Origin of the sequence: Nonomuraea thailandensis (assembly GCF_024172165.1) — a bacterium.
Classification (GTDB): Bacteria; Actinomycetota; Actinomycetes; order Streptosporangiales; family Streptosporangiaceae; genus Nonomuraea; species Nonomuraea thailandensis.
Genome location: NZ_JAMZEB010000002.1, coordinates 11,101,891 through 11,120,245, shown reverse-complemented (window position 1 = coordinate 11,120,245; position 18,355 = coordinate 11,101,891). Strand labels below are relative to the sequence as shown.

At 68.2% G+C, this 18,355-nt stretch carries 20 protein-coding genes and 1 pseudogene; 10 read left to right on the top strand and 11 right to left on the bottom strand.

Annotated features, from left to right (window positions below):
- Nucleotides 1-318: 318 nt before the first annotated feature.
- Nucleotides 319-591 (bottom strand): annotated as a pseudogene (locus HD597_RS55685) (NaeI family type II restriction endonuclease); the annotation flags it as partial.
- Nucleotides 592-1,330: 739 nt separating this feature from the next.
- Here HD597_RS55685 and HD597_RS55680 point away from each other — a divergent pair.
- The 3 genes from HD597_RS55680 to HD597_RS55670 all read left to right on the top strand — a co-directional run bounded on the left by HD597_RS55680 (nucleotide 1,331) and on the right by HD597_RS55670 (nucleotide 4,022).
- Nucleotides 1,331-1,837: a DUF4760 domain-containing protein gene (locus HD597_RS55680; protein WP_253756388.1), complete on the top strand. Its 507-nt coding sequence runs from the start codon at nucleotides 1,331-1,333 to the stop codon at nucleotides 1,835-1,837.
- Between the two features lie 113 nt (nucleotides 1,838-1,950).
- Nucleotides 1,951-3,534 (top strand): hypothetical protein, encoded by a 1,584-nt coding sequence (locus HD597_RS55675; RefSeq protein WP_253756386.1) that lies wholly within the window; start codon nucleotides 1,951-1,953, stop codon nucleotides 3,532-3,534.
- A 17-nt stretch (nucleotides 3,535-3,551) separates the two neighbouring features.
- Complete coding sequence (locus HD597_RS55670; RefSeq protein ID WP_253756384.1) at nucleotides 3,552-4,022, top strand: hypothetical protein; 471 nt, start codon at nucleotides 3,552-3,554, stop codon at nucleotides 4,020-4,022.
- A 467-nt stretch (nucleotides 4,023-4,489) separates the two neighbouring features.
- On the opposite strand, the gene HD597_RS55665 is transcribed toward HD597_RS55670, so the two are convergent.
- The gene (locus tag HD597_RS55665) at nucleotides 4,490-6,121 is read right to left on the bottom strand and encodes a restriction endonuclease (protein ID WP_253756382.1); all 1,632 of its coding nucleotides are present in this window, start codon (nucleotides 6,119-6,121) and stop codon (nucleotides 4,490-4,492) included.
- Between the two features lie 304 nt (nucleotides 6,122-6,425).
- Here HD597_RS55665 and HD597_RS55660 point away from each other — a divergent pair, with 304 nt between their 5' ends.
- The 6 genes from HD597_RS55660 (at nucleotide 6,426) to HD597_RS55635 (ending at nucleotide 11,069) form a co-directional block, all read left to right on the top strand.
- Nucleotides 6,426-6,761: an ArsR/SmtB family transcription factor gene (locus HD597_RS55660; RefSeq protein ID WP_253756380.1), complete on the top strand. Its 336-nt coding sequence runs from the start codon at nucleotides 6,426-6,428 to the stop codon at nucleotides 6,759-6,761.
- A gap of 9 nt (nucleotides 6,762-6,770) precedes the next feature.
- Nucleotides 6,771-8,000, top strand: coding sequence for a GNAT family N-acetyltransferase (locus HD597_RS55655; protein WP_253756378.1), 1,230 nt, complete (start codon nucleotides 6,771-6,773; stop codon nucleotides 7,998-8,000).
- Nucleotides 8,001-8,311: 311 nt separating this feature from the next.
- Entirely contained in the window at nucleotides 8,312-8,653 is a 342-nt protein-coding gene (locus tag HD597_RS55650) for an ArsR/SmtB family transcription factor (protein WP_253756376.1), read from the top strand.
- Between the two features lie 11 nt (nucleotides 8,654-8,664).
- Entirely contained in the window at nucleotides 8,665-9,774 is a 1,110-nt protein-coding gene (gene arsB, locus HD597_RS55645; RefSeq protein ID WP_276083276.1) for an ACR3 family arsenite efflux transporter, read from the top strand.
- The gene (locus tag HD597_RS55640) at nucleotides 9,767-10,183 is read left to right on the top strand and encodes an arsenate reductase ArsC (RefSeq protein ID WP_308210902.1); all 417 of its coding nucleotides are present in this window, start codon (nucleotides 9,767-9,769) and stop codon (nucleotides 10,181-10,183) included. The genes arsB and HD597_RS55640 overlap by 8 nt, the downstream gene beginning before the upstream one ends.
- A 118-nt stretch (nucleotides 10,184-10,301) precedes the next feature.
- Nucleotides 10,302-11,069, top strand: a complete 768-nt coding sequence (locus HD597_RS55635) for a hypothetical protein (protein WP_253756374.1) — start codon at nucleotides 10,302-10,304, stop codon at nucleotides 11,067-11,069.
- A 39-nt stretch (nucleotides 11,070-11,108) separates the two neighbouring features.
- Here the strand turns inward: HD597_RS55635 and HD597_RS55630 are convergent, their stop codons facing one another.
- The 9 genes from HD597_RS55630 to HD597_RS55590 all read right to left on the bottom strand — a co-directional run bounded on the left by HD597_RS55630 (nucleotide 11,109) and on the right by HD597_RS55590 (nucleotide 17,782).
- Nucleotides 11,109-12,344 carry a M28 family metallopeptidase gene (locus HD597_RS55630; RefSeq protein ID WP_253756372.1) on the bottom strand — a complete coding sequence of 412 codons (1,236 nt, stop codon included), beginning with the start codon at nucleotides 12,342-12,344 and terminating at the stop codon, nucleotides 11,109-11,111.
- 8 nt (nucleotides 12,345-12,352) lie between these two features.
- Nucleotides 12,353-12,604, bottom strand: a complete 252-nt coding sequence (locus tag HD597_RS55625) for a hypothetical protein (protein ID WP_253756370.1) — start codon at nucleotides 12,602-12,604, stop codon at nucleotides 12,353-12,355.
- Between the two features lie 147 nt (nucleotides 12,605-12,751).
- Nucleotides 12,752-13,810, bottom strand: a complete 1,059-nt coding sequence (locus tag HD597_RS55620; RefSeq protein WP_253756368.1) for an ArsO family NAD(P)H-dependent flavin-containing monooxygenase — start codon at nucleotides 13,808-13,810, stop codon at nucleotides 12,752-12,754.
- Nucleotides 13,807-14,190 carry an ArsR/SmtB family transcription factor gene (locus HD597_RS55615; protein ID WP_253756366.1) on the bottom strand — a complete coding sequence of 128 codons (384 nt, stop codon included), beginning with the start codon at nucleotides 14,188-14,190 and terminating at the stop codon, nucleotides 13,807-13,809. Before HD597_RS55615 ends, HD597_RS55620 begins: the two co-directional genes overlap by 4 nt.
- Before the next feature lie 31 nt (nucleotides 14,191-14,221).
- Nucleotides 14,222-15,454, bottom strand: a complete 1,233-nt coding sequence (locus HD597_RS55610) for an MFS transporter (RefSeq protein ID WP_253756364.1) — start codon at nucleotides 15,452-15,454, stop codon at nucleotides 14,222-14,224.
- Complete coding sequence (locus HD597_RS55605) at nucleotides 15,451-15,714, bottom strand: hypothetical protein (protein ID WP_253756362.1); 264 nt, start codon at nucleotides 15,712-15,714, stop codon at nucleotides 15,451-15,453. The genes HD597_RS55610 and HD597_RS55605 overlap by 4 nt, the downstream gene beginning before the upstream one ends.
- A gap of 14 nt (nucleotides 15,715-15,728) precedes the next feature.
- Nucleotides 15,729-17,144 (bottom strand): FAD-dependent oxidoreductase, encoded by a 1,416-nt coding sequence (locus tag HD597_RS55600; RefSeq protein WP_253756360.1) that lies wholly within the window; start codon nucleotides 17,142-17,144, stop codon nucleotides 15,729-15,731.
- 25 nt (nucleotides 17,145-17,169) lie between these two features.
- On the bottom strand, nucleotides 17,170-17,325 hold the full coding sequence (locus HD597_RS55595) for a hypothetical protein (protein WP_253756358.1): 156 nt from the start codon (nucleotides 17,323-17,325) through the stop codon (nucleotides 17,170-17,172).
- Nucleotides 17,326-17,440: 115 nt separating this feature from the next.
- On the bottom strand, nucleotides 17,441-17,782 hold the full coding sequence (locus tag HD597_RS55590) for an ArsR/SmtB family transcription factor (protein ID WP_253756356.1): 342 nt from the start codon (nucleotides 17,780-17,782) through the stop codon (nucleotides 17,441-17,443).
- Nucleotides 17,783-17,917: 135 nt separating this feature from the next.
- Between HD597_RS55590 and HD597_RS55585 the strand changes: the two genes are divergently transcribed.
- Entirely contained in the window at nucleotides 17,918-18,307 is a 390-nt protein-coding gene (locus HD597_RS55585) for an NAD(P)-binding domain-containing protein (RefSeq protein WP_253759883.1), read from the top strand.
- Nucleotides 18,308-18,355 lie beyond the last annotated feature (48 nt).

Genomic DNA, 18,355 nt, shown 5'->3' with positions numbered 1-18,355 from the left:
GCCCTGCGATTCTTGTCGAGAAACATTCGGACGTGCAGCCCCTGCGACACAAGTCATTCTCCAAGGCCATAGCGGGGCGTCACGGGCTGAGAATCCTCGTCATCGCGTGCATGAACGCAATAACTTCCCTGGAGCAGGACGGCAGGGCGAGTGTTCCCAAGAGGGTGAGGCACTACGCACGTACTGATCCACTTGCTCTGGCGGGGAACCGCACGTCCAAGAGCGCGCAATCTCGGGGTGGTCGTCACGGTAGCCCAGAACGATGATTCCCTGACCGGCCAGCGCCAGTCTGGCATCGCACACACGCTTCGGGCCGTCCTACTGTTGCGCTACGGTCGTCACAGTCCGCCTGTGGATGATTTTGCCCTGCACGAGACGGAAAAGCTGATTGACACGTTCCTGCTTGGACAGGACTGGATCGAAGATCGGGCGCAGGACGGTCGACGGCAGCCGCAGCAGTTGATTCTCCGACAGCTTTCCTTTGTGCACCAACCACCGAACACGAGAACGGCCGATCGCGCTGGCGGTTTTCTTTCCGTCCTGGTTCGACGATGTATTAAGAATCTCCGGCGTCACATACACGAGCCCGACAGAGAATTCTGCAGTTCAGAGCCCATGCGGCGGCCGTTCTGTTCTCGCTCTCCTACCGCGGGTATCCCAAGTCAGGCCGTCACAGCCGTGGAAGTAGTGCACGTTCGCGGTCACCGCTCAAGCCAACGATGGGGAGCATAACGGCGGACGGCCTATCCGGGTTCGTGGAAGACGGCCTGATCCGCGGTGAGCATGTTGGTGGCGGTGCCGAGGGGCGCACCGGTTCCTGGGCTGCGGGCCAGCCGGGGGTACGCGCCGCTGCACACGTGAAGCCGGACACAGTGACCGGCGCGGAAACGGGGCCGGCCGGCCGGAGGTCCACGTCGACCCGCCGCACGCCGTCACCGTCCAGCTCGGCGTACCTGGTGCGCGACCCGCCGACCGGAGGAACCCCCGTCCCCAGTCCTAGGAGATGACCCCTGCAGATAGAGGAACTGCAGCAGGGAGCGCATCCGCCACGTGCCCCCTTGACCGACCGAGCCGAGACTCGATCGCACTCGCGTAACAGGAAGGCGTTGATGTCGGCGCCCGTCAGGGCCTCAGGTGCGAAGACGTCCCGGTCGTCACCTGCTCCTGAAGGAAGCGGCGGGCGGTTTTCCCATAGCGCAGCATCGTGGCCGCGGCTAATTAGATCGCGCAACAAGGGGACGCAGGGCAGATTGAGTGCTTGTCGAAGTGGTGGCTGTCCGGCGCTGGACAGCGTCTGGGCGCTCGGTCGATAGCGGGCTACGCTTAATGGATGGTGCCCTCGGCGCTGCTGAGCGTGGTTTCACCCATCGTGGCCATTGCCATCGCGGTCTGGGGATTCCGCCGTTCCACGAAGGCGGACAGATTACGCGCTTTCTTCGAGGTCCAGGACCGGTACCTCGCCCCATCGGTCAGGGACGGGAGAAGGGTCCTGCACCAGGATGTCGCGGACCTCAGACCCCACGAGGTCGCCGCCCTGGACAAGGCCTCACTCAGCAGCGCGGGATACGCGCTGGCAGTGATGAATTCGGTGGCCATCGCCTGCGAGGGCGGCTACGTGGAACGCGAACTGATCTTGCGTAGCATGGGTCATTCGTTCGTCAGGACACTGAACGCCGCCCGGCCACTTATCGATCACGTTGAGAAGCTCCGCGGCTACCGCCCCTACCCGGCGGCGGAGCGCCTCGCTCAGCAACTTGCCTTAACGCTGGAAGTTCCGGTACCGAAGTCCACAGCATCCGCTCGAACGGTAGAGGGTCGTGTCGACGGCGGCAGCTAATTAGCATTCGGCTGCGTCTAGCGGTCGTCCAACTCGATCGCATCCCGCGCTGCTTTACCACTCAACGACTCTGGATGCCGGCTGAGCCGCTTACTGGTCCGTACACACCCGACGTGAGCGAGCGTTACCTTCCCGACCAGTCGGTGAATCGACTTTTCGCGATACGGCATGCCGTGGTTCACCGTGAGATGGAGTCCATGGCCGTCGAGGCGGCGGTGGACAGCCTGCGTGAAGTGCTCGATTTCCTCACGGGCCAGCGGGTGGACGTCGCGGTCTTCCCCGAATATCTGCAGCCTGCTGCATGTCTGCAGGACCTGGTGAAATTCTCCAACGGGCGTGTCGTCGTGGCAGGACTGGAGGAGGTCCGTAACAGGACGGTGGCGGAGGAACTTGCCCAGGCCGACGCGGACTCAAGTGCTAACATGTTACTCAACCGGAATGTCTCCGCCCTGGTCGCACAGGGGCGGGTGCGCCTCATTACCAAGCGCTTCCGGGCCGATCCCGAGTCGGTAGCCCCGGGCACCGGGCCGGACACGGTGGAGGTCGTCGTGCGCGGCCGGGCTGTACGCATCGGGGTGGCCGTCTGCCTGGACTACCTGCGGGCAGAAGAGATGGTACGGGATGCGAATGCCGAGATTCTCTGCGTACCTGCCTACACCCCGAAATTGAATGATTTCTACCCTACGGAGCCTCGCGACCACGTGCGCTTGCTCGCTAACTCCGCCAGGCACGGTGGATCTACGATCATGCTGCCAAGCTTGCGTGGCACGCTGGTGAACAGGCTGGGCGTCCAGCCGCTACCCGTAGGCGTCGAAGGGATAGTGATCGTCGATTACGACCGTTATCCCAGCCGCCCGTCGGGCCTGAAGTCTCCGGACAATGCGCTCCGCCTCCGGGCCGAGCTCATCGAGAGTTCCGATCGGGTCTGCTTGGACCTCATTGAGGAGTTGCGGGGCGAACCGTCAGTCGAACAGCTCACGGAACTGATCGAACGGATCCCGCGTTCAGGCCCCCTGCACGACCTCCTGCTGGAATATCGGCTTACCGTCGCCGGGGAGGCCCCCGAGCCTAACCTACTCAGGATGGCGCGCGAGCACCCGGTGGTTGAACCAGGGGCTCGCTGCGCCACCGTCCGCTACCGTCAGGCCAAGCGGGTCGCGGATGTGTTGTCGAACCTGCCGCCGGATGGGGAAACCTCGATCGGTGCGGCAACCGACGCATACCGCGGGTTGGTCGCTCGCCTGCACCCCGGCCCCGAACCCGTGGCACCTATGGAGGACCCGGACGAGCAGGAGGAGCTAATGCTTCGGCCGGAGGCCGCGATCCCGAGTCTGGAGAGAGAGCTACTTGACGATCTGATCGACAAGGCTGTCACCTTGCAGTCGCGGATACGTACGGTAAGCGGGGCTCCCACGCCGCACGATCTGCTTCGTCGATCGTTCTCCGCCCTGGATACTCTGGCCGAACTCGCCGACTTGCTGGACATCCTCGGCCGAGTGTCAGAGTCTCATTCCGGCTTCAGCTGGCACAACGACCTGGGACACGCGAAAGACCAGCTCGGCGTTCTACGCGGTGGCCTGCCAAAAGACCTCCGTGCCGCTCGGTCGACCATGAACCACGTGAGTCGTACGAGCCTGGCCGAGGCGGCCCAGGTATTGCACAACGCGCTGACCCGCCTGCGGGGGCGCACGTCGTGACCAGGAGCGGGCCTGAGGTGGCCCGTTCGCTCACGTCTCTGGACTCCGAGCTGGAATCCGCCCACGACAACATTGTCGCCCGCGAAATCACCGTCGCTGGAATAAAGGAGGTGCGGAAACGCTGTAATGAGGTGCATCAGCGGCTTTACCGGTTCAAGCAGGGCGAACTTGATTTAACCACGACAGACCATGACGAAATTCTGCTCGCACGAATCACCGCCGCGCTCGACCTGTTGAAACGGACGCGTGAGGCAATGGGACGGCTGATCGAGGTTCTGGAGATTCGTGATCGTCGACCCAACCAGAAGCTGCCCGCGGACTTCGAACGCCGGCACGGCGCAGTCGAGAGCGAGATCGAGGACCTGCGCCCTGCGCTGGGCAATCTAGCCAAGAGCCTCAACCCAGGGCAATCGAGCAGTGGAGCGCACATCGACACTCGCCCCAGGGTGTCGCTCAAAATCGTCCCACGAAACGGGCAGGTGCGCTGAGTGTCTCGACACGGATGGCTCGCAAGCAAGGGATATAAGGAGCGCTGTTGAGCTGACGGCGTTCGCGCGCTAATTAGTACTTACCCTGGTTCACGTCGCAATCACGAACACGATCGCTGCGCTGCCGTCGCGAACCAGGTGCGCACGCAGAACGGGTGGGACATACGCGGGATGATCTTAAGCGGTCCACGCGCCGCGGAGAACCTCTGCCCAGCTCAAGGTGCCTAAATGGGCGAAGGAGCCACCACACTCCTAAAGCGGGTGCCGCAGGTTCGAATCCTGCCGGGGGCACCAGTCTCTACCAGCAGCAAAACGCCCTTGACCAGCAACAACGCTAGTCAAGGGCTTCTTGATGTGTCCGGTGCTGTACGGCTGACACTGAGCGTTTGCGGCTGATCCTTCCCAACGCCTTCCCAACCTGCAGCATGATCGTCCGATCCAAGGCAGATAGAAAGCCCGCCGCTTCGTCACGAGCGCTTCGGTGGCGCCTTCGGAAGACTGATCAGCACATCAAGGTCCAGATGTTCCCTGCAAAGGTACTTGAGCTCTTCGCACTCGATGATCCGCATGCGCCCATGACGAGCAGCGAAATCACGACTATCCGTGCCCACCCATGACGTAGTGACAAGGATGCCCTTCGTCGCACGTTTGTCCTCCATGACGCCGGCCAGCGCCCGCACGGCCTCGATGCCGACCGCCTTGCTGTAGCGCTTGGCCTGGATGATGCAGAGCCCTCCGAACATCGGGTCCTCGTTGATCGCAACCGCGTCCACGCCGTCATCGCGCGAAGCCTGGGTGACCCAGGACTTCATTCCCATCGCCTCGAAGAGCTGGCGCACGAAGTGCTCGAACTCGGCCGGCGTCAGCCCGAGCAGATCGCGCCTGCTGTCCAGCCCCGCCACCGCGTCGATCCCCTCGACGAACTTGTACTGCGCGAGCAGCGCCTCGAAGTCGACCACCGGCCGCACCGCTTCCAGGTCATAGGGGTGCGGAGAGACGAGCGCGTTCAGCTTCTTGAGGGTGTAGACCGGGTCGAGATCAGCGAGTACGAAGGTGGAGAAGAGTTCGCGCTCGGCGCTGACGTCGATCAAGTACGGACGCTCGGGCAAGCCGGTGGCCTTGTCCTTGACCGAGACGCGGCCCTTGAACGTGGCAACCGTAACAAGCTCAGCCGGGTCTGCGGTGAAGATCTCGTGCAGAGTTCGAACGGCAACTTGGGCGATCAATCTCGCATAGCGCGCGTCGATCTCTTTCTTGGACGCCGGGATGGCATCCATCTCATCCCTTGTTTGTACGTGCTTGTATCCCCGCACCGTCGGAACGATTTTCAGCGGCGGAAGCTCATAGTCCACAACCAGTTCCCGCGCCTCAGGCCGATAGATGGCACGCGTCTGGTGAGGGAAGTCATCGGGATAGACCGAGGCGTCGAGGCCCATCGTGAAGTACTGCGCGACCGGCTCTGGCTCCCCTGCACGAACGGCACGCTCGAACTCGTCGATCTCGCGGTTGTGGCGATCTACCTGGGCCTTCTCCTGGGCAATCCTCTGCTGGTGGGCACGGTAGCGCTCATCCAGACGGCGATGCCGCTCAGCATCACGAATGTCGTATTCAGCACATGCTTGCTCATAGAGGCGACGCTGCTCCGCCTCCTTCTGCTCGTATCGGGCGTCCCCACCGAGAAGACGTCGGAGCATGCCTGGCGGCCGTGGCGCGAATTGTGCCCAGGAAGGCCGTGGATCTGGCTGGTCGAGGCCACCAGGATCAAATGGCGGGGCGTCATATGTACGCCTCAAGGAGCTGAACGTCACGGAAATCCGCTGGCCGATGCCGGCGATCAACACCGAATCCAACGTCTTGATCGTCTCGGCGACGTCTGCCGTCATCTCGGCCGCTTCAGCCTTGCGGCCTTCGACGTACAGGCGCTTGCGCTCTCGTTCCGTGGCTGCGGCCTTTTGCGCGGCGGCTCGTTCGGCGCGCTGCCGTTCCCGCTGCGCCTTGAGCGCGGCTTGCGCTCGCGCTCGTCTTGCCTGCTCCTCCAGACGCAACCGCCTGGCACGCTCCCTCTGCCTGTCCGTAAGTTGCCCGCGGCGCTTGGCCATAGCTTCCTCCAGACGGTAGGGAGCTGAAGCATCCAAGACGAAGCTCTACTGCACGTGATCGTAAATCGAGTGGGCAGCTCTCTGCTAATGGACTGAACAGATCTCGGGCAGTAGGCCGTCCCAATCACGTCAGCCTTCGAGACGCAGTAGGGCGGGACCAGAAGCACTCGACTGGGATGCCGCCTGAGGATCTGCATCGACGCGCACGTATCCCCATCGGCGACGTAGCAATCCGCACACCTCATGCAAGTTTGGCGCGTAGGCCGTTTACGCATGACGCTTCATCGTCTATCGTCGATGCTCGATGAATGAAGCGATGGGGCCTCTGCCGCGTGCCGAGGCCGAGGAGTATGCGAGCTGGTTCAAGGCCCTGGCCGACGCGACCCGCATCCAGATCGTGTCGTTGCTGGCCCGGCGGCGTGAGCCGATGAGCGTGGGCGAGATCGTGGCCGCTTCCGGAGTGGGGCAGTCCACGGTGTCGCACCACCTGAAGATCCTGTCCGAGGTGCGGTTCGTCCTGGTGGAGCGGCAGGGGACGTCGAGCCTGTACCGCATCAACGAGAACTGCGTGAGCTGCTTCCCCACCGCCGCCGACGTGGTGATGGGCAACCCGGCGCCAGCCGCGCCGACCTGTGACTGAGGAGATCTCATGGCGCACGACGAGATCGTCGACCACTACTCCGCCCTGGCTCGCAGCGCGCTGAGCGGGCAGCGCATCGCCGACTGTGATCCTGTCGCCTTCACCGATGGCGGCTTCGGGCCGGCGAGTTACGACGACACCGCCGCGCTCCCCGACGGGGCGCTCCGGGCCAGCCTGGGGTGTGGCAACCCGGTCGCCGTCGCGGAGTTGCGTACCGGTGAGACGGTGCTGGATCTGGGCTCTGGTGGTGGCATCGACGTGCTGCTGTCAGCTCGCCGCGTCGGCCCGCACGGCGCTGTCTTCGGCCTGGATGCCAGCCCTGCCATGGTGGAACTGGCTCGGCGCAACGCGGAACAGGCGGGCGTTCACAACGTGCAGTTCCTGCACGGCACGATCGAGGCGGTCCCGCTGCCCGGCCACACGGTCGACGTGGTCATCTCCAACTGTGTGATCAACCTGTCCGACGACAAGGCGGCAGTGCTGGCCGAAGCGTTCCGGGTGCTGCGGCCTGGCGGACGGTTCGGCGTCAGCGACGTCGTCACCGCCCAGGTGCTCGACGAGCAGGGGCGACAGCGGGCCGAGCAGCGCATCGGCTGCGCCGCCGGGTCGCTCAGCGTGCAGGAGTACCGGGACCTGCTCGTCGCGGCCGGCTTCGTCCAGATCGTCATCACGTTGACCGCCGATCACGGCGACGGGGTCCACTCGGCCATCGTCCAGGCGGTGAAACCCGCCATCGGGCCCGGCCTGGAGATCCGGCCGATGCGTGAGGGCGACGCCGCCGAGGTGCTGGCGATCTACCAGGCCGGGCTGGACACCGGCCAAGCCAGTTTCGAGACCACTGCGCCCAGTTGGGAGGGGTTCACCGCGAGCCGGTTGCCGCACCTGCGGTACGTGGCGGTGGATGCCGATTCCGGCGAGGTGCTCGGCTGGGTGGCGGCTTCGGCGGTGTCGTCTCGTCCGGTGTATGCGGGGGTGGTCGAGCACAGCATCTACGTTCACCCCGGCTGCCAGGCTCACGGCATCGGTCGCGCGCTGCTGGCGGCGTTCATCGCCGCCACCGAGGACGCCGGCGTCTGGACGATCCAGTCGGGCGTCTTCCCGGAGAACGCCGCCAGCCTGAGCCTGCACCAGGCGCTCGGTTTCCGCGTCGTGGGCACCCGCGAGCGCATCGGCTGTCACCACGGTCTCTGGCGGGACGTGCTGATGATCGAGCGCCGTAGCACCTTGACCGGGGCCTGAGTCGCCGCTCGGGACGGTGGCCGGGAACAGGGATGGCCGTCTGATGGTTACATCCGTCGTGGCCGGTGTGCCCAGTGTCCCCGGGCCTCACCTATCGCCTTCGCGGACTACCGTTCGGCTGGAGCCGCGTTGTGCCCTTCGCCGAGAGGCGACACGCACACCGGTACGCACACGTGGCTGAAGGCCCTCGCCGAGTCGGCGAGGGCCTTCATCGTTACGAATCTCACCCAAGCTCCGCGGGCTCCTTCTGGCTTTGATGTGTGTCAATATAGAGAGACATCGATTTCGATGGCTGTCTATACGGAGTAGATGTGGAATCTCTGGAGCTCTTGGAGTGCAGCCCGCCGCTGATGCGCGAGCCTCTGGACGCCGAGCAGGCGGCCGGGGTGGCGCGGGTGTTCAAGGCGCTGGGTGACCCTGTGCGGCTGCGCATCCTGTCCATCGTGGCCAGCCGCGCCGGCGGCGAGGTGTGCGTGTGTGACATCACCGGCGCGTTCGAGCTGTCCCAGCCGACCATCAGCCACCACCTGAAGGTGCTCAAGGAGGTCGGGCTGCTGACCTCGGAGCGGCGCGCCTCCTGGGTGTACTACCGGCTGGTGCCCGAGACGCTGGGTGAGCTGTCGGCCCTGCTCGACGTGCCCGCCACCGTCTGAGGATCAGCGCGATGTCCTCTTCCACGTCCCCGGCTTCATCGGCCTCGCCGGCCGCCGCGCCCGCGCAGGGAGTCATCGCCGGCCTGTCCACGCTCGATCGGTTCCTGCCGGTGTGGATCATTGCGGCGATGGCCGCCGGGCTGCTGCTCGGTCGGCTGGTACCGGGGCTGAACACCGCGCTGGAGGCGGTGAAGTTCGGCGAGATCTCGCTGCCGATCGCGCTCGGGCTGTTGCTGATGATGTACCCGGTGCTGGCCAAGGTCCGCTACGACCGTCTGGGCGCCGTCACCGGTGACCGCCGCTTGCTGGTCTCCTCCTTGGTGCTGAACTGGGTCCTCGGCCCGGCCGTCATGTTCGCGCTGGCCTGGATCTTCCTGCCGGACCTGCCCGAGTACCGCACCGGCCTGATCATCGTCGGGCTCGCGCGGTGCATCGCCATGGTCCTCATCTGGAACGACCTGGCGTGTGGCGACCGTGAGGCCGCCGCCGTGCTGGTGTCGCTCAACTCGGTCTTCCAGGTGGTCGCGTTCGGCGCGCTGGGCTGGTTCTACCTGCAGGTGCTGCCCGGCTGGCTCGGCCTCGCGCAGTCCGCGCTTCAGGTCTCGGCCTGGGACATCGCCCAGTACGTGCTCATCTTCCTCGGCATCCCGCTGGCCGCCGGCTACCTGTCCCGCCGACTCGGCGAACGCACTCGCGGCCGAGACTGGTACGAAGGCCGTTTCCTGCCCCGCGTCGGCCCACTGGCCCTGTACGGGCTGCTGTTCACCATCGTCATCCTGTTCGCCCTGCAAGGCGGCACGATCACCTCCCAGCCCGGCGACGTCGCGCGCATCGCGCTGCCGCTGCTGGCCTACTTCGCGCTCATGTGGGGCGGATCGTTCCTGGCCGGCAAGCTGATCGGCCTGGGCTACGAGCGCTCCACCACGCTGGCCTTCACCGCCGCCGGCAACAACTTCGAGCTGGCCATCGCCGTGGCGGTCGGCGTCTTCGGCGTCACCTCCGGCCAGGCCCTGGCCGGAGTGGTCGGCCCGCTCATCGAGGTTCCCGTCCTGGTTGCCCTGGTCTACGTCAGCCTGGCCGGCCGCCGCCTGTTCACCGCCAAGGAGGCCGCCCGTGCCTGAGTCCGTCCCCGACAAGCCGAGCGTCCTGTTCGTGTGCGTGCACAACGCCGGACGCTCCCAGATGGCCGCCGGCTGGCTCACCCACCTGGCAGGCGACCGCGTCGAAGTCCGCTCGGCCGGTTCGGCCCCGGCCGAGCAGGTCAACCCGGTCGCCGTGCAGGCCATGGCCGAGGTCGGCATCAACATCACCGCCGCCCACCCCAAGGTCCTGTCCGTCGACGCCGTGCAAGCCTCCGACGTGGTCATCACCATGGGCTGCGGCGACGCCTGCCCCATCTTCCCCGGCAAGCGGTACGAGGACTGGAAGCTCGACGACCCGGCCGGGCAGGGCATCGACGCCGTGCGAGTCATCCGTGACGACATCGGCTCCCGCGTGGAGAAGCTGCTCGGCGAGTTGCTGCCTGGTTGAGCCGCCCGCGCTGAACGAGCTGCGCTGAACGACGGCGATGGCCGCCTCCCGCGCAGGGGGGCGGCCATCGCCCATTTCACGCCGGTACTTACGGCAACCGGCTGGCTACCCTGTCGGGATGCAGATCCGCAGCCAGGTCCTCAAACTGATGGCCACCCCGCACGCTGACACCCGCTTCCACGACGCCTGCCTTCCTCAGGCCATCAGGGCAGCAACTGGCTGTCGATCACATGAGGCGTGGGAGACGTTATGGGCTCTGCTCGCCGACGGCCTGATCTACCTGGACCCCGAACGTCAACCGGCCAGTGATAACTGGCGGTGGAAACTGTCCGAGCGAGGCCGCAGAGCGGTCGAGGGCGGGCCGTGGGAGCCTCACGACCCCGAAGGTTACCTTCGCCGGCTGCGCCGCCAGGTGCCGAACTTGCATCCGGTCGCCTACCAGTACATGCAGGAGGCTCTGCAGTCCTTCAACGCGGGCTGCTACCTTGCCTGCTCGGTGATGCTCGGTGTCGCGGCCGAGCAGGTCTTCCTCGGCGTTGCCGAGGCCATGGTCGCCGCACTGGGCGCCTCGGCCGAGAAGCTGCGCAAGGAGCTGGACAACCCCAAGAGCTCCCAGAACGCTCGCTTCCAGGCGTTGCGCGCGCGGCTGGAGCCGATGCGACCCGCGTTGCCCGACGGCCTGGGCGACAACCTGACCATGGACGCGGTGGCCGACCTGCTCAGGATCACCCGGAACGAGGCGGGCCATCCGCGCGGGCGAGCCGTCGATGAGGACACGGCCTACACCCACCTGCAACTGGCCGCCCGCTACCTCGGCAAGATGACCGCCCTCGCCGAGCACTTCACCCAGCAAGCCGCCGCCCGATCATCGACCGGCGGCACCTGAGCACAGCACCCTACGCGTGGGTAGGCCATCGTGAGCTGGTCAGACCGAGGTCTGGACGGCCAGCAGTCCGACCGAGGCGACCAGCAGTCGCGCGGCCGCCACGAGGGTGCCTGCCTCGACGCGGTCGGGGGTTTCGGCGGGGGTCTGGTAGCCGGGCATGCCCATGCCGATGCCGATCGCGGCCACGCCGGCGGCGGCGTAGCGGCGGTTGTCGGAGGCCATCGCGCCCGCTCGCAGCGGCACGCCGGTCAGGCGTGCGGCCTGGTCGAGAGTGGCCAGCAGGGCGTGGGCGGGTCCGCCGGCCTCGACGGAGGCGGCCTGGTGCAGCTGCGCGGCGCCGTCGAGGTTGATCACCAACGTGTCGGACGGCAGGGCGGCTGCGTGGTGGGCCGAGCCCCATGCCCCAGTCTCCTCGGCGTCCACGAAGGCCACCGACAGGTCGGCCCGGGTGGCCGGGTCTGCTGCCAGGACGCGGGCGGCCTCCAGGACAGCGGCCACGCCGGAGGCGTTGTCGGCGGCTGCGGGCAGCCGCATGCCGGGGTCGTCGCCGACGCCGTCGTAGTGCGCGGTCAGCAGTACCCGCGGCCCGGTCCCCGTGCCCCTGGCGTGGGCGGAGGCGGGGAAGCGGGCGTGGACGTTGTGGCCCTGCGTGGAGATCTGCCGGAGCGGCATCGATCCGGTGACCTGCACCGGGCTGATGGCCAGGGCGTCGGCCAGGCGGGCGTGCTGGTCGGTGCGCAGGGCGATGATCGGCACGGCTCGGGTGGCCGGTCCGGCGATCATCTTGGGCATCCACCCCTCGGCGTCGGTGCCGCGCGCGGTCAGTACTCCGGCCGCGCCGTGGGCCTCGGCTCGTTCGCACGCCTGCGCCCAGTCTCCGGCCTCGGCCAGCACCCATCGGCCGTGCAGGTCGGCCTCGGAGGCGGCGGCCAGCGGCGCGGTGCGCGGCTCCGGCAACTCAGCCGAGGCGAGGTGCTCGACGAAGTCCCGGCGGTGCTCCAGGCGCAGCGCCTGGCCGCCTGCGCTCCATTCCAGCACCGGGGTGGCATACAGCTCCCGCACGTCGGCGACGGGGAAGGAGTCGAGTTCGACCTCGGCACCCAGTTCGCGCAGCCGCTCGGCGAGCCATGCGGCGGCGGCCCGGCCTCCGGGCGTACCCACGCGCCGCCCCGCGTAGTGGTCGCGGGCCAGCTCATGCACCGTGGCCAGCATCCGCGCCGCCGACACCCGCTCCACGACGGCGGCCAGGCCGGGCGCCCGAGGGAGGTCCGGCATGGTGGAGGTCATCCGCAGCAGCCGGTGGAGGCTGCCTCGGCGGCCGGGGCCGGTGCCTGACCGCAGCAGCCGGCCTGGGCGGCCTGCTGGGCGGCGGACGTGCTGCCGCAGCAGGCGGTGGCGGCTGCATCTGCTTGCGAGGCTGTGTCACTGGCCGGGGAGGGAGAGGCAGGAGCTCCGCAGCAGCCGCCGGCGGCGGGCGGTGCGAAAGCCTCGGCCAGGTCGCCGATGAAGCCGCCGCTGGTCTGGTTCGTCGTCATGGTGGTTGCCCTTCTGCCGGTGCGAGGTCGAGGCCATCAACACTTAGATGCATGTCGAATCAGGAGTCACGATCTCATGTTGTTTAGATGTTCGTCAAGATAGACGTGGGTCGAATCAAAGCGTGAATGTCACCGAAGTGCGTGCGCCTAGAGCTGGGCGATGACCTCTGCGGCCAGCTGGCGGGCAGTGCGGCCGGCGCCGATGAGGGTGGCCGAGGCCGCGCCGGTCCAATCGCCATAGCCGAGCAGATGCAGGCGCGGTTCGGCCAGGGCGCGGGTGCCGTCGGTGCCGATCACGCCGCCGGGGCCGCGCAGCCGTAGCGGGGCCAGGTGAGCCAGTGCAGGACGGAAGCCGGTGCACCACACGATCGCGTCGAATGCCGCTGTGCTGCCGTCGGCCCACGCCACCCCGTCGGGGGTGAGGCGGGAGAACATGGGCTCGGCCTTGAGCGCGCCCCGGTCGCGGGCCTCGCGTACGGGCGCGACGGCGACGATGTCGCCCAGGTCGCCGATGCTGTCGGCGTTCTGTCCGGCCTGGGCGGCCTGGTGGCGGCTGGTGGCCAGGTCGAACAGGGCGCGGCCGTCGATCTCGTCGGGCAGCAGCCGGGGCGGGCGCAGTGTCGCCCAGGTGGTCTGGGCGACCTGGGAGAGCTCGGCGAGGATCTGCGCGGCGGAGTTGCCGCCGCCCACGACCAGCACCCGGCGGCCGTGGAAGGGGGTGGGGCCACGGTAGCCGGCGGTGTGCAGCTGCTCCCCGCGGAAGTCACCGATGCCCGGGTAGTGCGGGACGTAGGGACGCCACCAGGTGCCCGTGGCGCTGACGACGATGCGGGCGTGCCAGGTGCCGGCGCTGCTTTCCACGGCGAGGCGGTCATCGGCACGTCGCACGGCTCGCACGGCGGCGGGGCGGACGATCGGCAGCCGGTAACGCTGTTCGTAGTCGGTCAGGTAGGCGACGACGTGGGCGGCGTCCGGGTAGCCGCCGTCGGCTGGGATCGGCATCATGCGGCCGGGCAGGGAGCTGTATTGCGCGGGCGAGAACAGCCGCAGCGATGGCCAGGCGTGCTGCCAGGCGCCGCCGGGCGTCTGCTGGGCGTCCAGGATGACGAAGTCGGCGCCTGCCCGCCGCAGGTAGTAGCCGGCCGCCAGCCCGGCCTGTCCGGCGCCGATGACCACGACATCGGCCAGGCGGGCCGTGTCGGTCATGCGTTGAGGAGTTCTACGTCCACAGGGCCGTTCTGCGCCTTGGCGGGGGCGGCGAGCGGTGCGAACAGCGCCCCCAGCTTGTTCACCACCTCGGGGATGATCCGGTAGTAGACCCAGGTACCACGGCGTTCACCGTCGATGAGCCCGGCGGTGCGCAGCACCTTCAGGTGGTGGGAGATGGTGGGGGCGGTCAGGTCGAAGACGCCGGTCAGGTCGCACACGCACGCCTCGCCGCCGGGGTGGGAGCCGATCATCGACAGCAGGCGCAGCCGTACCGGGTCGGCCACGGCCTTGAGCAGCGTGGCCAGTTCAGCGGCGTCGGCCTCGCTGAGCGGCTCGCGGGCGATCGGCGCGCAGCACTGGATCGTCACGGCGGTCATCCGCGTCTCCTTAATTCGACATTCGTCTAAATTATACGCGATGGTAGGCGACCAAGGACAAGGCGGCGGTGACGCAGACGGCGGCCACCGCGCTCATCACCCAGGTGTAGCCGACGGCCTGAGCCAGGGCGACCGCACCGAGCGGAGCCAGGGCCTTGTCGGCGACGGAGAAGAGCGCGATGCGGCCCGACAAGGTGGCGTAGGCGGCGGTGCCGTACCGCTGCACGAGCAGGTGTGGCAGCGTGATGGAGCCGATGCCGAAGCCGAGCCCGAAGAGCAGGACGCAGCAGATCGCGCCCGCGACGCTCGCTCCCAGGACCGGCAGGAGCAGCGCCGCGACGCCTTGCAGCGCATAGATCGCGGCGGCGATGAGAGCGGCGGGCAGACGGGTCTGCAGACCGGTGGTGACCAGCCGCCCGGTGACCGACAGGACGCCGAGCAGTCCGGCGAGCGTGGCGGCCAGGACCGGGCTGTGGCCGAGGTGGATGAGGTAGGTGACCAGCACGACGGCGATGACGGCGATCGCGCCGCCGCTGGCGGTGAAGGCGATCACCAGCAGCCAGAACGGGCGGCGGCGCACGGCGGCCCTGACCAGGTCGGCGCGTTCCCCGGCGGCCTCGGGTGTGCGGGCGTGGGCCGGGCGGCGGCGGATCACCAGCGCGTGCAGCGGGATCGCCGCCAGGCCGTAGACGAGACCGAGGACCACCAGGGCCTGGCGCCAGCCGTAGGCGTCGACCAGCAGGCCGGTGAGCGGGATGAAGATCGAGGAGGCGAACCCGGCGACGATGGTCAGGGCCAGGATGCCTCGCGCACGGCCTCGCGCGTCGGCGCCGTACCAGGCGATGATGACGGCGAACGCGGCCTCGTACAGCACCATCGAGCAGGCGATGCCGATGGCGGCGAAGACCAGGTAGAGCTGCCACAGCGCGGTGACCTGCGACCAGGCCAGCACCGCCCCTGTGCCGAGCAGCGAACCGAGCGTCATCAGGGCGCGCCCGCCGTGGGCGTCCAGCCACCGCCCGGCGAGCGGGGCACAGACGGCGGTGATCAGCACGGACACCGTGAGCGCGGCGGCGACCTGGGCGTTGGTGGCGTGCAGGTCATGGGCCATCGGGACGAGGAAGACCGAGAAGGCGTAGTAGAGCACGCCGTAGCCGATGGTCTGGGTGACGGCCAGCGCGGCCACGACCCGCCGGCTGTGCCGGGAACGCGGCGGACCGCCGCCCTGCTGTTGGAGGGCGGCGGTCTCGGCGGGGGAACTCATGCTGGACAGGCGATCAGCGCGCGGCCCTCAGTCGTGGTCGCCCAGTCGCCCGCGAGGGTTTCGGCGATGAAGCCCTGGGCCTGCAGCCGCCAGGCGAGCGTTCCTGCCATCCGGGCGATCGCCGGGCCGTAGCCGGGGTTGGTGCTGGGCTTGCGGGCGGCGACCAGTTCGTCGGCCAGCCGGTGGGCGGGCATCGGCTCGTGGTCGCAGATGAGGCGCAGCGCTTTCTTCTGGGCGGCGGTGGGATAGCCGTCAGACATCAGGGTGCTTCCTTTCAGCCGCAGCAGCCGCCGCCGGACTCGGCCGACGCCCCGATGGTGGTGTGCGGGAGCGGGGCCGCCAGCAGGCCACCGCTGATGCCGGTGGCCAGGCCGACGCGCTGCTCCTGGGCCTCGACCAGGCTGGAGGAGCACACGCCGGTCTCGGGCAGGTCGAGCTGCACGTCGCGGGCCGCCTGCCAGTCGCCGGCCAGCGCCGCCACAACCGAGCGGACCTGCTCATACCCGGTGGCCATCAGGAAGGTCGGGGCGCGGCCGTAGCTCTTGACCCCGACCGCGTAGTAGCCGGTCTCGGGGTGGGCGAGTTCGTCCACGCCGTGGGCCGGGACGGTGCCGCAGGAGTGCTGGTTCGGGTCGATCAGCGGGGCCAGGGCGCGGGTGGAGCCGAGCACCGGGTCCAGGTCCAGACGCAGTTCGGAGGCGATGGAGTGGTCGGGGCGGTAGCCGGTCGCGCTCACGACCTGGTCCACGGTGACGCTCTGCTCGTGGCCGGCAGGGTCGCGGCTGATCACCTGGATGCCCTGGTCGGTGGCGTTGACGCGGTGGGTGAAGAAGCCGGTCAACAACTGAATGCGGCCGGATTCGACGTGGACGCGCAGCCGGGTGCCGAGCGCGCCGCGGGCCGGGAGAGCGTCGGCCTCGCCGCCGCCGTAGGTGCGGGTGGCGTCGCCGGCGCGGATCGCCCAGGTGATCGGCGTGTCCGGCAGCTCGGCCAGCGCGAGCAGGGTGGTGGCGGCCGAGTGACCGGCGCCGACGACCAGCACGCGCTTGCCCTCGTAGCGGTCACGGTCTGTGCCGAGCACGTCGGGCAGGGCATGGTCGACGAGCACCTCGTGCTCGCCGTGGGCGGGCAGGCCGCTGGCGCCGAGCACGTTCGGGCTGGTGTAGGTGCCGGAGGCATCGATGATCGCTCGCGCCTGCAGCTCGGTGCCATCGGCCAGGCGGATGAGGAACGGCACCTGCTCGCGGCCTGTCGTGCGCACGCGGTCGTAGCCGAGGCGGCTGATCGCGGTGACCTTCGCGCCGAGCCGCACCTTGTCGCCGAACAGCTTGGCCAGCGGGGCGAGGTAGTCGTCGATGAGTTCAGCGCCTGTCGGCAGCCAGTCGGAGTCCGGGGCCGTCCAGCCGTCGGCCTCCAGGAGGCGGCGGGCGGCGGCGTCGATGTTGTACTTCCACGGGCTGAACACCCGTACGTGCCCCCACTGCGCCACCGAGGCGGCAACCCGGTCACCGGCCTCCAGGACCGTGAAGTCGAGGCCACGCTCGGCCAGGTGGGCGGCGGCGGCCAGCCCGACCGGGCCGGCGCCGATCACGATGACGGGCAGATCGTTCGCCGGCCCGGAGGCGGCCTGCTGAGGGGTGGCGAACTGCTCGATCTCGACGGCAACGGTGCCGCAGCAACTGTCACTCATGACGGCTCTCCTGATGGTGCGCGAGTTAGCGGAAGGACAGGGACGACAGTGCGGAGGCGCGGGCGCGCTCGATGGCGGCGTCGGCGCGGCAGGTGCGGTCGCACACCTCCGAGGTCGCCTCGTTGAAAGTGAAACCCGAGACGTCGGCGGGGCGGCGCAGGCGGATGAGCAGAGCGCGCATCGCGCACCTCCTGAATAGAAACTCATCTAAACAGCTCAGATTCTGAACCCTGATTAGAGGGATGTCAAATTAGATGAGCGCCTAAGCCGAGGGGTGCGGCCCAGCTCCTGCCCAGTCAGCCACACCCACCGACTGAGGGTGCATCGCCTGGCGGGCAGCACGCGGCCAAGGCGGCCTGCAGGTCCGCCAGCGCCCGCCGCGCCCCGTCGGGGTTGGCGCGGTAGTAGACGGTCTTCCATTCACGTCGAGAGGTGAGCACCCCGCCGTCGCGCAGCGTCGCCAGGTGCGTGGAGGTGGCCGACTGGGCCAGCGACAAGCGCTCGGCCACCTGGCTCACGGTCAGCTCCACCCCGCCCTCGAACAGGAACAGGATCTGCTGGCGGGTGTCGCTGGCCAGGGCCTTGAGGAAGCCGCGTGCCGCGTCGGTGAGCCGGATGCCGCTGCCTTCCGTCTGCATGGCACGACTCTACCGTATTGTCATTTCTGGATATGAGGATATGATTCGGCGACATGGACACCCTCGTCATCGGCGCGGGCCAGTCCGGCCTGACCGCCGCTCGCGCCCTGCTCGACGCCCGGCCGCACCTCCGTCATCCTCGAAGCCGGGCACACGTCCACCGGCTCGTGGAGCAGCTACTACGACAGCCTCACCCTGTTCTCGCCCGCCCGGTACAGCGCCCTGCCCGGCCAGGACTTCCCCGGCGACGGCGACCACTACCCCACCCGCGACGAAGTCGTCGCCTACCTGCAGCGCTACGCCGATGGCCTGGACGTCGAGATCCGCACCGGCACCCGCGTCACAGCGGTGGAAGCCGACGGCGCGGGCGGCTTCCACGTCCACACCGCCGCCGGGGACACCCTGCACACCATGGGTGTCATCGCAGCCAGCGGCTCCTTCGGCAACCCCTACGTCCCCGCCCTTCCCGGCCAGGACGGCTACACGGGACAAGCGCTGCACGTGGCCGATTACCTGCCCGAGTGAGCACGGGAGTGCTCCCCGCACACACGCAAATGGCCTTGGGCCGCCATG

What these genes read in the sequence shown, in the direction of transcription:
- HD597_RS55680 (WP_253756388.1), top strand. Translation starts at nt 1,331, where the DNA reads ATGGTGCCCTCGGCGCTGCTGAGCGTGGTTTCACCCATCGTGGCCATT.
- HD597_RS55665 (WP_253756382.1), bottom strand. Translation starts at nt 6,121, where the DNA reads ATGGCCAAGCGCCGCGGGCAACTTACGGACAGGCAGAGGGAGCGTGCC.
- HD597_RS55660 (WP_253756380.1), top strand. Translation starts at nt 6,426, where the DNA reads ATGAATGAAGCGATGGGGCCTCTGCCGCGTGCCGAGGCCGAGGAGTAT.
- HD597_RS55655 (WP_253756378.1), top strand. Translation starts at nt 6,771, where the DNA reads ATGGCGCACGACGAGATCGTCGACCACTACTCCGCCCTGGCTCGCAGC.
- arsB (WP_276083276.1), top strand. Translation starts at nt 8,665, where the DNA reads ATGTCCTCTTCCACGTCCCCGGCTTCATCGGCCTCGCCGGCCGCCGCG.
- HD597_RS55635 (WP_253756374.1), top strand. Translation starts at nt 10,302, where the DNA reads ATGCAGATCCGCAGCCAGGTCCTCAAACTGATGGCCACCCCGCACGCT.
- HD597_RS55630 (WP_253756372.1), bottom strand. Translation starts at nt 12,344, where the DNA reads ATGCCGGACCTCCCTCGGGCGCCCGGCCTGGCCGCCGTCGTGGAGCGG.
- HD597_RS55625 (WP_253756370.1), bottom strand. Translation starts at nt 12,604, where the DNA reads ATGACGACGAACCAGACCAGCGGCGGCTTCATCGGCGACCTGGCCGAG.
- HD597_RS55620 (WP_253756368.1), bottom strand. Translation starts at nt 13,810, where the DNA reads ATGACCGACACGGCCCGCCTGGCCGATGTCGTGGTCATCGGCGCCGGA.
- HD597_RS55615 (WP_253756366.1), bottom strand. Translation starts at nt 14,190, where the DNA reads ATGACCGCCGTGACGATCCAGTGCTGCGCGCCGATCGCCCGCGAGCCG.
- HD597_RS55610 (WP_253756364.1), bottom strand. Translation starts at nt 15,454, where the DNA reads ATGAGTTCCCCCGCCGAGACCGCCGCCCTCCAACAGCAGGGCGGCGGT.
- HD597_RS55605 (WP_253756362.1), bottom strand. Translation starts at nt 15,714, where the DNA reads ATGTCTGACGGCTATCCCACCGCCGCCCAGAAGAAAGCGCTGCGCCTC.
- HD597_RS55600 (WP_253756360.1), bottom strand. Translation starts at nt 17,144, where the DNA reads ATGAGTGACAGTTGCTGCGGCACCGTTGCCGTCGAGATCGAGCAGTTC.
- HD597_RS55595 (WP_253756358.1), bottom strand. Translation starts at nt 17,325, where the DNA reads ATGCGCGCTCTGCTCATCCGCCTGCGCCGCCCCGCCGACGTCTCGGGT.
- HD597_RS55590 (WP_253756356.1), bottom strand. Translation starts at nt 17,782, where the DNA reads ATGCAGACGGAAGGCAGCGGCATCCGGCTCACCGACGCGGCACGCGGC.